Source organism: Acidovorax sp. GW821-FHT10A04 (assembly GCF_059415825.1).
On sequence record NZ_JBWKNZ010000004.1, the window covers coordinates 124,884 to 138,273 of the forward strand.

The window sequence follows — 13,390 nt, forward strand, 5'->3', positions numbered from 1 at the left end:
ATGCCGTACCTGCACCGCCTGTACCAAGCCCTCCTGGTGGGGTTGTGCGTACTCGCGTGCGACACCGGGGTGGGTGCGCAGGAGCGGGTGGGCGAAAACGAGCTGAAGGCGGCCTATGTCTTCAACTTCATCCAGTTCGTCGAGTGGCCCCAGGGGGACGGCCGCGCCGGGGCCGACTGGACCATCTGCGTATCACCCTTCAGCCCCCTGAAGCGCAGCCTGCTGGCACTGGAGGGGCGGCCCGCACGCAAGGACAATCCGATCCGCATCCGGCTTTGGGAAGCCACCGAGCTCAACGACTGCCGCGTGCTGGTCCTCAGCGGCGCAGACACCGACCGCGCCCTGCGCGCATTGCGCGCCGTGCCCGGCAGAACGGCGGTGCTGACCATCACCGACGATGCGGCCGCCGCCGCGCCGGAGATCATGATCGTCCTGCACCGCGAGGGCGACCGCATCGTCTTCGACATCAATGCCGATGCCGTCGGCAAGGCGGGCCTGTCGGTCAGCTCGCGCCTGCTGCGCCTGTCCAGGGGGGCCCGATGAGAAGCCCCGACAGCCCGGCCACCGCCGCCGACTCGGAGCAGCTGTCATCGCGCGTGGTGGCGACCGGGCTGCTGGCCACCGGGCTGGCCCTGCTGACCATGGTGCTGGCCCTCACGGCCTTCGACTACTGGAGCAGCCGCAAGGCCATGCTCGCCGACAGCCGGGTGGAAGCCTCCATCGTTGCCGACAACGTCTCCACGGCCGTGATGTTCCGCGATGCGCATACGACGGAAGAGATCCTGGGCGCCCTCAAGGCCTCGCCCATGGTGCTGATGGCCGCCATCTACGATGCTCAGGGCACCCTCTTCGCCTCGTACCAGCGCGATGGCGACCAGGTGGCGCCCAGCGCACTGCCAGGTGGTGGCAACGGGGATTTCGAATACCAGGGTCTGTCGCTGCTGGAGATGGCCAAGCCCGTGAAGTTCCGGGGCAAGAGCTCGGGCAGCATCTACCTGCGCAAGTCGATGGCCGAGGTCTACACCCAGCTGGTCATCCGCTTCGGCGGCGCGCTGCTGATCGCCGGGGGCACCATGGCCCTGGCCACCGCGCTGGTCCTGCGCAGCCGCGCGGCGGTCGGCGAGGCGGAACGCCGCCTGCAGGTGCTGGCCCACCAGGATGCCGTGACCGGCGTCGGCAACCGGCATTACTTCAACGAACGGCTGGCGCATGAAATCGCCCGGGCCGCCACGCTGGGCAGCAAGCTGGCGCTGGTCTACATCGACCTGGACAATTTCAAGACCCTGAACGACACCTTCGGCCATGCCGCCGGCGACGGCCTGCTGCGCCAGGTGGCGCAGCGCCTGCAGTCGGTGGTGCGCGCGGGCGACGACATCTGCCGCATGGGGGGTGACGAGTTTTCCGTGATCCTGCGGCTGGACATGGACGAGGCGGCGCTCGGCAACTATGGGGACCGCATCGTCGCCGTGTTCGAGAAGGGCTTTGTCGAGTCGGACCAGGAGGTGATGGTGACCTGCAGCGCGGGCATCGCCACCTACCCGGGGGACGCGCCGGACCGCGACAGCCTCATCAGCAGCGCCGATACGGCGATGTACCGGGCCAAGGACCTCGGCAAGAACCGCTGCGAGCGCTTCGACGCCTCCATGAACCTCGCTGCCGTACGGCGCCAGGCCATCGAGAAAGCCCTGCGCCAGGTACTGGAGGACGGGCAAGGCCTGGCCTTGCATTACCAGCCCGTGTTCTCGGCCACCGACCGCAAGATGATCGGTGCCGAGGCGCTGCTGCGCTGGACACACGCCCGGCTGGGCCCCATCCCGCCCCTGGAAGCGGTGATGGTGGCGGAGGAATGCGGCCTGATCGTGCACCTGGGCTACTGGGTGGTGCGCACCGCGTGCCGGGATGCGGTCCGCTGGCAGGCCCAGGCGTCTTCCCCCTTGCGCGTGGCAGTCAACGTCTCGGCGCGGCAGCTGGGCGACCCGCAGTTCCTCGAGCGCGTGATGGACATCCTGCGCGAAGAGGGTCTGCCGGCCCACCTGCTGGAGATCGAGCTCACCGAGACCGTGCTCATGGAGAACATGGATGCCTGCGCCAGCACCCTGCACCGCCTGAGCCAGCTGGGCGTACACCTGGCCATCGACGACTTCGGCACCGGCTACTCCTCGCTGGCCTACCTGCGGCGCCTGCCCATGAAGCGCCTGAAGATCGACCGCAGCTTCATCCGCGACCTGCCCGAGCAGGAGCACAGCCGGATGATCGTCAAGGCCATCATCGCCCTCTCGCACGGCCTGGGCCTGGCCGTCACGGCCGAAGGCGTGGAGACCCCGGCGCAAATCGACTACCTGGTGGATGCCGGCTGCGACGTGTTGCAGGGCTTTGCATTTGCCCGGCCCATGCCGGTGGAGCAGTTCGAGGCGATGCAGGCGGCGCGATAGGTCCCTGCCGCCCCCTGGCGCACCAGCCTTCAGCCGATCGCCGGGTAGCTCCCCGTGCCCTCGGGCCAGGCCGTCAGCACCTCGAAACCATCGGCCGTCACGGCCACCATGTGCTCCCACTGGGCCGACAGGGAATGGTCGCGCGTGACCACGGTCCAACCGTCGGGCAGTTCGCGGGTTTCGCGCTTGCCGACGTTGATCATGGGCTCGATGGTGAAGACCATGCCCTCTTCGAGCGTGATGCCCTGGCCACGCTGGCCGTAGTGCAGCACCTGCAGGTCCTCGTGGTAGATCTGCCCGATGCCGTGGCCGCAGTAGTCGCGCACCACGCTGAAGCGCTCGCGCTCGGCCACGCTCTGGATGGCATGGCCCACGTCGCCCAGCGTGGCGCCGGGGCGCACCTGGCGGATGCCGGCGCACATGGCCTCGTAGGTGGTCTCCACCAGGCGGCGCGCCAGGCGGTTGGGCTCGCCCACGTAGTACATGCGGCTGGTGTCGCCGAACCAGCCATCCTTGATGACGGCCACGTCGATGTTGATGATGTCGCCCTTCTTGAGCACCTTGTCGGCCGCGGGCACGCCGTGGCAGACGACATGGTTGACGGAGGTGCACAGCGTCTTGGTGAAGCCCTGGTAGCCGATGTTGGCCGGGGTGGCCTGCAGCTCGTGCACGATGAATTCGCGGCAGCGGTCGTCCAGTTCTTCGGTGGACACACCGGGCTGCACGTAGGGGCCGATCATCTGCAGCACCCGGGCCGCCAGCTGGGCGGCAATGCGCGACTGGGCGATCTCGGCGGGCGTCTTGATGATCACCTGGGGGTGTCGGGCGCCCATCACTGCACCCGCCGTACCTGGAGGCTGGATTGGCTGCCGCTGCCGCCACCGGCAGGCGACGGCAGCGCCTGCGCCAGCGCGGCCAGGTCGAACCCGCCCGCCTGCTCGGCGCGGATCAGCAATTGGCAGATCTGGCTGTGGCTGAGCTCGGGGTGCAGCTCGGCGAGCATGCCCACGCGCATCCAGTGCTCGGCCTGTGCGTTGATGGAACGAGACAGCGCATTGCTGGCAATGCGCAGGTTCTCGTGCATTTGATCGGAAATTTTGACTATGCCCATGGGTTGAATTATACGAAACATATACGTTTCGTGTAAACCCATGCACTCCAGGGCCGGCCGCCGCCGGCCCTGGGGGTCAGAACGCGATCTTGACCCCCAGCGTCAGGTTGCGGCCCATCAGCGGTGCCGCGTTCTTGATGAAGGAGGTGTGGGCGTAGGCCAGGCGGTCCGTCAGGTTGTTGGCCTTGAGGTAGACCTGCCAGGGCGTCTCGCCGTTGTACTTGCCGCTGTAGCTCACGCCCAGGTTGAGCATGCCGTAGCCGGGCGTGGCCGACTCGAACTCGGCCACCCGGTTCTGGCGTGCCACCTGTACCCATTCGACCTGGCCTTCCCAGGCGTTCCAGTTGGCGTCCATGCGCACACCGGCGCGCGTGGCGGGGATGCGCGGCAGCAGACCGCCGCCGGCCAGGCGGGCGCGCACGGTGTCGCCGAACAGCGTGACGCCCAGGTTGCGCGTGATGCGCTGGCGCACCTGGCCTTCGATCCCCGTGAAGGTGGCGTCGGCCTGGGCGTACTGCAGCAGTTGCAGGCCGTCCACCGCGTCGAGCGTGCGGCCGTAGATGTAGTTGTTCACGCGGTTGCGGAACACGCTGGCGCTGAAGGTGGTGTCGCCGCTGGTCTTGCGCAGGCTCAGGTCGATGTTCTGCGAGGTTTCGGAACGCAGGTCGGCATTGCCGCGCTCGTAGGTGCTGGTGGCCATGTGCAGGCCGTTGGCGTACAGCTCCTCGGCCGAGGGCGCGCGGCTGGCGCGCGTAAGCGAGGCGCCCAGCGAGTAGCCGGGCGTGAACTGCCACACCGCACCCAGCGATGCCGAGGTGCCGTTGTGGCTGCGCTCGATGCCCGAATCCTGCGCCTCGGCCGTCTGGCGGTCATGGCGCAGCGCGCCTTCGAAGCGCCAGTCGCCCAGGCGGTATTCCTCCAGCAGGAACAGGCCGGTCTTGCGCGTCACCGTGGGCTGCACATAGGCCTCCTCGCCCTCGGCGCTGAACTTGCGCTGCGAAGTCTGCAGTCCGAACACGCCCTTGAAGCCGGCGATCGGTTCGTGCTGCAGCTCGAGGCGGGTGTCGTAGGCCTTGTTCTTGAAGGTGGTGCTGATGGCGCCGTCCTCCACCTCGTCGTGCTTGTAATCGGTCACGCCGGCACGCAGGCGCAGGGCCGAGAAGCCGGCGAACGGGTTGCGCAGCTCGCCGCGCACATCGAAGCGCTCGCTGCGCAGGTCCACCACCGGCACGTCGCCAGCCTCGGCGCCGCGGTCATGGTCGTGACCGTCCTCTTCGCCGTGTTCTGCGCAGTGCAGGTGGTTGCCATGGGTGTGGCAGCCCTCGAAGCTGTGGTTGTGGCCCGGCAGGCCGTAGCGCGCCGTCTGGCGCGTGTAGGCGGCGCCCAGGTAACCGCGCTCGCCCACCCAGGACAGGCCCACGCTGCCCGTGTCGGTGCGGTTGAAGCTGCCCAGCACCTTGCGCGCCGGCTCGCCATTGGGTGCCCAGCCCTTGCCCACGCGGTAGTCACTGGCGTCGCGCGACACGCCTTCCACATGCACGGCCAGGTTGCCGGCGCCGCCCGTCAGCGAGATGGCCCCTGCCCCTTCGCGCGCGCCGGTGTTGGCACGCAGCTCGGCGCTGCCTTCGTAACCCTTTTGTGGAATGGCGGTGGGAATCTTGCCATCGAGCACGTTGACCACGCCGCCCACGGCGCCGTTGCCATGCACCAGGGCGGACGGACCGCGCAGCACCTCGATCTGCGTGGCCAGCAGCGGCTCGGACACCACGGCATGGTCGGGGCTGATGGTGGAGGCATCGTGCAGCTCGGCGCCGTCGGACAGCACCTTGACGCGCGGGCCATCCATGCCGCGGATGATGGGGCGGCTCGCGCCCGCACCGAAGTGGCTGCTGGTGATGCCGGGTTCGCTATTGAGCGTCTCGCCCAGCGTTGCCTCGCGGCGGCGCACGAGCTCGTCGCCCTCGAGCACGCTCACGGGCGTGGTCATTTCGCTGGCGCCCAGTTGCAGGCCGCTGGCCGACACAGTGACCGAGGGCAGGCTGGGGGCATTGGTCGCGGCATCGGGTGCGGCAGGGGCGACCGTCTGGGCCAGGCTGCTGCCCGCCGAGAGCGCCAGCATGGCGGCCAGAGCGATGGGATGGAGCGCGGGACGGCGGGAGGTGGAGTGGAGCTGAGGTGTCGTCATGGTGTTCAGTGCAAAAGCGTGCGCGCAGCAAGGCAGCAGCTAGTCACGGGCGCACGCCTTCATGCCGCGGGGCATGAATCAAAGGAAAGAAAGAAAACGGGTATGCAGCCAGCCGCCTGGCGCGCAGGCGTCTACCGCAATGGATTCAGGGAAACAAGGACAGCGTGCGCGACGGGGCCAGGCCCCTGCCCTGCGGACCAGGCAGTCCACACAGGGGAACGCTGCCGTCAGGCGCGCAGCACGGGCGGCGGACCACGCGCCTGGAACAGCGCGGCATGGCGCGCCTGCACGCCGTCGGCATGCGTGGCCACCGGCGCAGCGGCCGGCGAATGGGGCTGCAGCACCAGGGCGGCGCTGTGCAGGGCATCGCCCAGCGCAAGCTGGTCGAGCAAAAGGCAGTCCACCAGGCTGTGGCTGGACAGGAAACCGCCGGCATCACCCGCCATGCCATGGGCGGCAGCGTGCTCTGCCGGCGCCAGCGCAACCAGCGCACCATGGCCCGCATGGATCTGCGCCAGCGGCTGGGCATGGGCGATCTGGTGCAGGCGACCCGCCGTGGGCACCCAGGCCAGCGCCAGCACCAGCCAGACCAGGGCCAGCCGGGCCGCCCATGCACGCGCACCCGTCCCTGAGGCCGGAGGCCCCAGGCGGATAGAGACGGCCTGCAGGGCCATCAACGGAGTGCGCGAGCGGTTCACGGCAAGGATGGTGGGCTTACTTCACCGGCACGGCCTCGACCACGCGGTAGTACAGGCCGTAGGGGTCGTTCTGCAGCACGGTGAACCGGCCCTCGACCACCACGGGTTCGAGCGAATAGCGCACGGGCGTCTTGGCCTTGACCTCGACCATGCTCTCGGGCCCGCCCGGAATGCAGAACGAGCAAGTCAGCGGTACGGAGGTGAGCAGAAAATGCGTCTGCGTGGCCTTGGCATCGAGCGGCATCATGAAGCCCTGGATGCGCTGCACCGTCTTGTCCATGCCCTGCTGTTGGGCGTTGAACACGGGCAGGATGCCGTCCTTGGTGGTCTTCTTGGTCAGGTCGCTGAGCACCGACCATGGCACCACGTCATTGCGCTGCGGCAGCGGCGCAATCGGGCTGTTGGGGCTGTGGTAGCCCGCGCCCGAGCCCGTCGGTGCCGTTCCCGGCATGGGCGAGCTGAGCACCGGCGCGTTGAAGGGCGCGCCGGCCGTCGCCGCAGGCTTGCTCTCGGCATGGGCGCTGCCCACCCCCGCCAGGGCGCAGGCCAGCACCAGCATGGCAGAGCGGGCTGACAAGGAACGGGGCGAGGAGTGGTGGCGTTGCATGGAAAGTCCTTGGTGGCAGGGCTGACGTATTTTCTTACAGATGCGCAGGCGTCGCGTGCAATGGATCAGTGCACGTGGCGCATGCCGCAGAATTTACCAATGCCCAGACCCTTGCAGGCCACCTGGAGTTCCTTCTGGCACTGGTCATGGCCCTTGCCCGATTCCAGGCACTTGGCGGCGGCCTCGTGCGCGGCGGCCATGGCGCGGTGGCGCTGGATGTCGGCCTTGGTCTCCTGGTCGGAATGCGCGCCCTGGGCCTGGGCGATGGAACCTGCCAGCAGCAAGGGAGCAATGGCCAGGGCGGTGAGCAGCTTTTTCATGGTGAACCTTTCAAGGACAGTTGGTAATCGAATCAGGGCTGGCTCAAGAGGTCTGCGACTTCCGTGCGATAGGCCTGCATGGCAGGCAACAGTGCGGCGAACACGGCCACGGCCCCGGCGATCAGCGGTACGCCGGCCTCGGCCGGCAGCCACACCAGGCCGCTCACGGGCAGCAGCCCTTGCGCCTGCAGCACCCAGCCCAGCACCTGGGCCAGGCCATGGCCCAGCAGCAGGCCCAGGGCCGAAGCCAGGGCGGCCAGCCACAGGGCCTCGCACAGCACCAGGCCGGCCACTCGGCCCGGCGGCGCGCCCAGCATGCGCAGCATGGCCAGGTCGGTGCGGCGCTCGCGCACGGCATTCCACAGCGCGATGAACACGCTGAGCGCGGCCACGGCCAGCAACACGCCGCCAAAGGCGCGCAGCACGTCGGCGCCCACGCCCAGCAGGCGCAGCAGGCGCGTGACCTCGATGGCCGGGGCTGCCGCCTGCATGGAGGTGTCGGCATTGATCTGGCGCGGCAGCGTGACGGCGGCCATGGGCGTGCGGTAGCGCAGCAGGGCCACGGTCACCTCGCGCTCTTCCTTGAGCACCGCCAGGTCTTCGGGCTCCGTGGCGGTGGCCGTCTCGTGCACCATCCAGACGGACTCGGTCGAGGTCAGGATGAGCCGGTCGAGCACGCAGCCGCAGCCGGCCAGCACGCCGGCCACGCGGTAGGGGTGCTCGCCATGCGCATGCCCTCCCCCGCCCAGGCCGTGGCTGCCGATGAAGGTGGCACCGACCAGCGGCGCCCCCGCATGCGCGCCCCCCACGATGCCGCGCGCCACCGTGGCGCCCAGCACGGCGTCCATGGGCTGCTGCCAGGGCTGGCCCTGATCCAGGGTGGCGCCATAGAGCGCCAGGTAGTCGGGCGTGGTGCCCACGATGCGAAAGCCCTGGTAGCTGTCGCCCAGGCTCAGCGGGATCACCTGCGCCACCAGCGGGTTCTTCTGCAGGGCCTGCACTTCCTGCAACGGGATGTTGCCCGTGGGCACGTCGATGTGGAACACGCCGGCCAGGATCAGCTGCAGCGGGCTGCCCTTGGCGCCCACCACGAGGTCGATGCCATCGAGGTCGCGCTCGAAGGCCCGGTCGAGTTGCGTGGCCACCAGCAGCACCAGGGTGATGGCGGCCAGGCCGAGCGTGAGCACCAGCAGGTTGAGCACGGCGGCCAGCGGGCGCGCCCACAGGTAGCGCCAGGAAAGGGAAAGAAGCTTGGCCATCGGATCGGTGGACGTCAGTCGGCGCGCAGGGCGTTCAGGTCGAGTTGCTGCAGGCCCGGTACAGAGGCCAGGGCCTGCACGACGCGCTGGTCGTGCGTGGCGACGACCAGGCTGGCATCGCAGGCGGCAGTGCTGGCCTGCAGCAGCGCCAGGGCATCGGCCGCGGCCTCGTCGTCGAGGCTGGCCGTGGGTTCGTCGGCCAGCAGGATCTGGGGCGTGAGCAGCACCGCGCGCGCCAGCGCCACGCGCTGCGCCTGCCCGCCCGAGAGCTGGTGCGGCCGGCGCGCCGCCAGCTCGGCCACGCCCACCTGGGCCAGGGCCCGGGTGATGGCCGCATCGTCACGCGGCAGCCCGGCCGCAAAGTACACCAGGGCCAGGTTGTCGGCCACCGTGAGCGCGCTGCTCAGATGCAGCTTTTGCGGCAGAAAGCCGACACTGCGCGCGCGCCAGGCGTCGATCTCGGCGCCGCGCTGCGTGCCCAGCTGGGTGCTGGCCACGAACAAGTCACCCCCCGCAGGGGAGCGCAGCCCGGCCATGAGGGCCAGCCAGGTCGACTTGCCAGTGCCTGAGCGACCGCGCAGCAGCAAGGTGCCGCCCTGGCGCAGGTCCACGTCGGGAAAGCGCAATGGCTCGCTGCCTTCTGTGTAGCGGTAGGAGAGGCCGCGGGTACGGATCATGCGGCGGCGCCCCCGGCCGGGTGCGCGCAGCCGGCGCAGCGGCCGCGCACGGCGACGTCCACGGCCAGGCTCTCGTGCCCGGCGGTGGCCAGGGCGGCCAGCACCTGCTTCAGGGCCGACTGGACGCGTGCCGAGCCCTGCGCCAGGCGAAACTGGCGGTGGCAGTCGCCACACTCGAAGCGCGGCACGGTGGAGTCCTGGTCCTGCGAGGCCAGCGCGAACCGGGTCACGCGGGCCGCATCGACCTGCTTGTGCAGCAGGCCGGCGGCGGCAAAGCGGTCGAGCATGCGGTAGACGGTGACCTTGTTGACCGGCGCACCCGCCGCGGCCAGGGCTGCCTCCGCCTCGGACTCGGACAGCGCAGCATCGGGGCGCGCTTCATAAAGCGCAGCCAGCGCCCGCGTGGCCTTGGTGGCGCGCATGCCGGGCGGCAGGGCCCAGGAAGTGCCTGCGGCGGGGGAAGAAGGGGTGGAACGTGCAGTGGACATGGGCGACATCGCACCAGCAGGATGCCGGTAACGCAAGCGGATTGCATTATGCCCCGCGCAGGCCGGGCCCCGGAACAGAGACCCGCCACGGCAGGCGCCTTTGCCTCTGGCACGAAGAAAACCCGCCTTCACCAAGGCGAGGGCAATGGGGAGCCTGCGGGCCGCAGCCCTGGATCAGTCTTCCTTGAGGTACTTGCGGAAGGTCTTGCGGAACTTCTCCACCTTGGGTCCCACCACAAAGGCACAGTAGCCCTGGCCCGGGTGCTTGGCGAAGTAGTCCTGGTGGTAGTCCTCGGCCGTGCTGTAGTTGGCCAGGGGCTTGACCTCGGTGGTGATGGGCGCGCCGAACAGCTTGTCCTGCTCCAGCTGGCGCACCATGGCGTTGGCCAGCTCGCCATGGGCCGGGTTGTCGTAGTAGATGCCGCTGCGGTACTGGGTACCCACGTCGTTGCCCTGGCGGTTGAGCGTGGTCGGGTCATGCGTGTGGAAGAAAATCTCCAGGATTTCTTCGAGGCCGATTTCCTCGGCATCGAAGGTCAGGCGCACCACCTCGGCGTGGCCGGTATCGCCCCCGCAGATCTGTTCGTAGGTAGGCCGGATGGTCTGGCCGTTGGTGTAGCCGCTTTCCACGTCGGTGATGCCGCGCACCCGGTCGAACACCGCCTCGGTGCACCAGAAGCAGCCGCCGCCCAGGGTGATGGTTTGCAGGTTCTCTGCCATGTCGGTCTCCATGCAATGACGTATTTCCATGGCATGGTACGCGGCCTGGGGTGCCGCAGTGCGGGCGGGGCCATTGCGACGGGTGGGGCTTGGCCGCCGCCCTCGCCTATTCGGGATGGCCAGGGCGCGTTGGCTTCACCGGGATTGGGCGTCTTTCGAGACAGCCTGATTCAACGCCCCCACAGGTGGAGGGGCGGTGAACCATCCATTTCTCGCATCTCTTTCCACCACCGTGAAAAAGACGTAGTCCGGTTTCCAGCTTTCGACCAGTTGAACCAAGCGCCCGCCGGGTTTGATGGCCTCGTGCCAATGCAATTGCAGTACGTCACTGAAGGTGCCCTCCATCATCAGCGCCATCGAGTCCCCAAATGAATCCCTGAGCCACAGCACTTTCTTGTTGTTCAAGGCATTGCTGGTGTGGACAAGGACAGGCTTGATCGGCGGTATCGTGGTCAGGTGCCCGCCCGTGTGCAGGACTTTCTGGGTGTCGAAGTCGATCCGGGTGGATTGCAAAGAAAACTCGGACGCGCCAATGGTCAATCGGGTATCGGAAAGCTGTGTCGGCAGCCGAAGAAAATTGGCCAGATCCCCGCCCTTGGTTTCCTGGCGGGACGTCAATGTATACGCTTCACTGGGTGGCCATCGCAGCTCTGGCACCGCGGCACCCACCTGCTGCGCAAAGGCGCGAAATCCCATCGCTGAGCCAAGATTGTTCCAATGGGTATCCAGCTTGTAGTAAAGATCAGCCGTCTGATGTGCCTTGGCTTCCAGCAAAGGCGCACGAAGGTCCACGTAGAGAACGTTGCCCGTTTCAGAAAACAGGGCATCCGTGGCATTGGGCAATACGGGCTGAGCCCAGCGAGGCAAATGCTCGGGGTAGATGCTTCCCTTGTTGGGGCCGATCATGACCCTGAAGAGTTGAACCCCCTTGCTTGCGAAATAGGCGTCCCAGGCAGCAACGGCCACACCAATCTGTTTCGTCAGTTGCACATCTTCCGCCGAAGGCGGGTGGCGGGCAGCCGACAGCGTGGCCTGGAATGAATCGCCCAGGAAAAGCCAGCCGTCACGGCCGATGACGACGCTCTTGGAATTGATGCTGACTCCCAATGGGTACAGCCATTTCGCCGCAAAGCTCGATGCGAAATCCATGTTGTAGAAAAATGACTTCTCCCACTTGATCGCTTCAAGGTTGCGTACGCGACAAATATTGACCGCAGGCACTATCAGCAGACTTGCCAACAGGGCGATCAAGAAAATGCTTGCCCGATGTTTCATCGTGATTATTATTAGAAATTGAAGTACAGGAACACCGAGCTTGTGGTTGCCAGCATGGCGTAAATCGCGATGGAGAAAAGAAGTCCACCGCAAGCAAGCTTGGCATTACCCAAGGGTCCGCTGGCTATCTCCATTGAATTTTTCTGGCGAATGATGGCAAAGGCGAAGACAATGACAGTGTATACAGGCAATTGCCCAACCAGCCCTGCAGGAAGGTATTGCAGCAAGACATCGGAAAACCAGCCAGCCCACGCAAAGTCGGATGTGGATGCCGAGGCAATGGACTCTCCAAGGATCGAGCGAAAATCAACCATTCCCTGCAACACACGCTCCGCATCTTCCATTGTTTTTGCACGGAAGAAAACCCACGTGATATTCACAAACACAAAAGTCAAAAGCCATGCCAAGGCTGTTGGCATCGGGCGCCCCCACTTCTTCCACAATCGGTGAACTCCGAGTGCCCCCCCATGCAGGGCGCCCCATATCACAAACATCCAGGTCGCACCGTGCCAAAGGCCACCCAGCACGAATGTGATGAAAATATTGATGTACGTCTGGTATTCCGCCCCTCGGTTACCACCCATCGGAATGTAAAGATAGTCCCGCAAAAAGCTGCTGAGAGTGATGTGCCAGCGTCGCCAGAAATCCTGGATGCTCAGTGATTTATAGGGCGAGTTGAAATTGATGGGCAATGAAATATTGAACAGCAATGAGGCGCCTATGGCCATGTCGCAGTACCCGCTGAAGTCGAAATACAGCTGAAAGGTGTATGCCAGGCTGGTGGCCCATGCTGCGAAAAAGCCGAGATCCTGGCCTCCGTCGAACCCGGCGTCCGCCCAGCCCGCAAAGTTGTCTGCAATGACCACTTTCTTGAACAGGCCGATGGCAAAAATGAACAGCCCCTTGAGAATGTTCGACTTTCTCAGCATCAAAGTCCAGCGCGAGGCGAACTGGGGCATGATTTGCTGGTGATGAACGATCGGTCCCGCAATCAGGTGCGGGAAAAACGTCACGAACAGCGAGTAGTTCAATATTCCATATTTCGCGGTTTCCCCACGGTAGCTATCCACCAGATACACAATTTGCGTAAATGTGAAAAAGCTGATCCCCAGTGGCAGCACGATGTGGGGAAGGGCATGCGCCGTACCGAAAATGGTGTTTATGTTGTCAATCAGGAAATCGGTGTACTTGTAGTACCCCAGCACCACCAGATTGGCGGCAATACCGGCGGCAAGAATGGTTTTTCTGCTGAATCCTCGGTTCGATTTTCGCGTATCGCCGGGGGACGCAGAATACGATCTCGCCAGCCGTGAGCCAACCAGGAAGTTCAAAAAAATGGAGGCCAGAATCAGCGGCAGGTACTTTACGTTCCAGTACGAGTAGAAAAACAAGCTCGCTATGACGAGCCAGGCCTTTCCAGCAGTGATCCAATGCCGGTGATTCATCAAGAAATAGACGAGCACCACGATCGGCAGGTAGACCAGAATGAACTGCCACGAACTGAAAACCATATTTACAGGCCATCTCCGGCAAGGCCGGGGGCTTAGAGATGTGAGCCGCTCGACGCGGTGAGACGGGGAGGTGACCTGGCCCGATGAACTGCCAAACCCGCCAATTA

14 protein-coding genes are annotated in these 13,390 nt (G+C 66.0%); 2 read left to right on the forward strand and 12 right to left on the reverse strand.

The annotated features are described in order from the left end of the window. A complete protein-coding gene (locus AC07PF_RS10765) occupies positions 1 to 543 on the forward strand; it encodes a YfiR family protein (protein WP_494611825.1) in 543 nt (180 codons plus the stop codon). Further along, positions 540 to 2,432: a putative bifunctional diguanylate cyclase/phosphodiesterase gene (locus AC07PF_RS10770; protein ID WP_494611826.1), complete on the forward strand. Its 1,893-nt coding sequence runs from the start codon at positions 540 to 542 to the stop codon at positions 2,430 to 2,432. Before AC07PF_RS10765 ends, AC07PF_RS10770 begins: the two co-directional genes overlap by 4 nt. A gap of 29 nt (positions 2,433 to 2,461) precedes the next feature. On the opposite strand, the gene map is transcribed toward AC07PF_RS10770, so the two are convergent. From map to AC07PF_RS10830, 12 genes are all read right to left on the reverse strand, one after another. After that, positions 2,462 to 3,265, reverse strand: a complete 804-nt coding sequence (gene map / locus AC07PF_RS10775; protein WP_035203238.1) for a type I methionyl aminopeptidase — start codon at positions 3,263 to 3,265, stop codon at positions 2,462 to 2,464. Then, entirely contained in the window at positions 3,265 to 3,543 is a 279-nt protein-coding gene (locus tag AC07PF_RS10780; RefSeq protein ID WP_108016424.1) for a ParD-like family protein, read from the reverse strand. The genes map and AC07PF_RS10780 overlap by 1 nt, the downstream gene beginning before the upstream one ends. A gap of 76 nt (positions 3,544 to 3,619) precedes the next feature. Beyond that, on the reverse strand, positions 3,620 to 5,728 hold the full coding sequence (locus AC07PF_RS10785) for a TonB-dependent receptor domain-containing protein (protein WP_494611827.1): 2,109 nt from the start codon (positions 5,726 to 5,728) through the stop codon (positions 3,620 to 3,622). 227 nt (positions 5,729 to 5,955) lie between these two features. Further along, a complete protein-coding gene (locus tag AC07PF_RS10790) occupies positions 5,956 to 6,426 on the reverse strand; it encodes a hypothetical protein (protein ID WP_494611828.1) in 471 nt (156 codons plus the stop codon). Positions 6,427 to 6,442: 16 nt separating this feature from the next. Beyond that, on the reverse strand, positions 6,443 to 7,033 hold the full coding sequence (locus tag AC07PF_RS10795; protein WP_494608875.1) for a DUF3299 domain-containing protein: 591 nt from the start codon (positions 7,031 to 7,033) through the stop codon (positions 6,443 to 6,445). Between the two features lie 65 nt (positions 7,034 to 7,098). After that, entirely contained in the window at positions 7,099 to 7,353 is a 255-nt protein-coding gene (locus tag AC07PF_RS10800) for a hypothetical protein (protein WP_145696632.1), read from the reverse strand. A 32-nt stretch (positions 7,354 to 7,385) separates the two neighbouring features. Further along, positions 7,386 to 8,612 carry an ABC transporter permease gene (locus AC07PF_RS10805; RefSeq protein WP_494608876.1) on the reverse strand — a complete coding sequence of 409 codons (1,227 nt, stop codon included), beginning with the start codon at positions 8,610 to 8,612 and terminating at the stop codon, positions 7,386 to 7,388. 14 nt (positions 8,613 to 8,626) lie between these two features. After that, positions 8,627 to 9,289 (reverse strand): ATP-binding cassette domain-containing protein, encoded by a 663-nt coding sequence (locus AC07PF_RS10810; RefSeq protein WP_494608877.1) that lies wholly within the window; start codon positions 9,287 to 9,289, stop codon positions 8,627 to 8,629. Beyond that, positions 9,286 to 9,711 (reverse strand): transcriptional repressor, encoded by a 426-nt coding sequence (locus AC07PF_RS10815; protein ID WP_007850204.1) that lies wholly within the window; start codon positions 9,709 to 9,711, stop codon positions 9,286 to 9,288. The genes AC07PF_RS10810 and AC07PF_RS10815 overlap by 4 nt, the downstream gene beginning before the upstream one ends. 240 nt (positions 9,712 to 9,951) lie before the next feature. Beyond that, positions 9,952 to 10,497 (reverse strand): peptide-methionine (S)-S-oxide reductase MsrA, encoded by a 546-nt coding sequence (gene msrA / locus AC07PF_RS10820; protein WP_007850203.1) that lies wholly within the window; start codon positions 10,495 to 10,497, stop codon positions 9,952 to 9,954. A gap of 135 nt (positions 10,498 to 10,632) precedes the next feature. Next, on the reverse strand, positions 10,633 to 11,772 hold the full coding sequence (locus AC07PF_RS10825; protein ID WP_494611829.1) for an alginate O-acetyltransferase AlgX-related protein: 1,140 nt from the start codon (positions 11,770 to 11,772) through the stop codon (positions 10,633 to 10,635). 11 nt (positions 11,773 to 11,783) lie between these two features. Beyond that, the gene (locus AC07PF_RS10830) at positions 11,784 to 13,283 is read right to left on the reverse strand and encodes an MBOAT family O-acyltransferase (RefSeq protein WP_494611830.1); all 1,500 of its coding nucleotides are present in this window, start codon (positions 13,281 to 13,283) and stop codon (positions 11,784 to 11,786) included. Positions 13,284 to 13,390 lie beyond the last annotated feature (107 nt).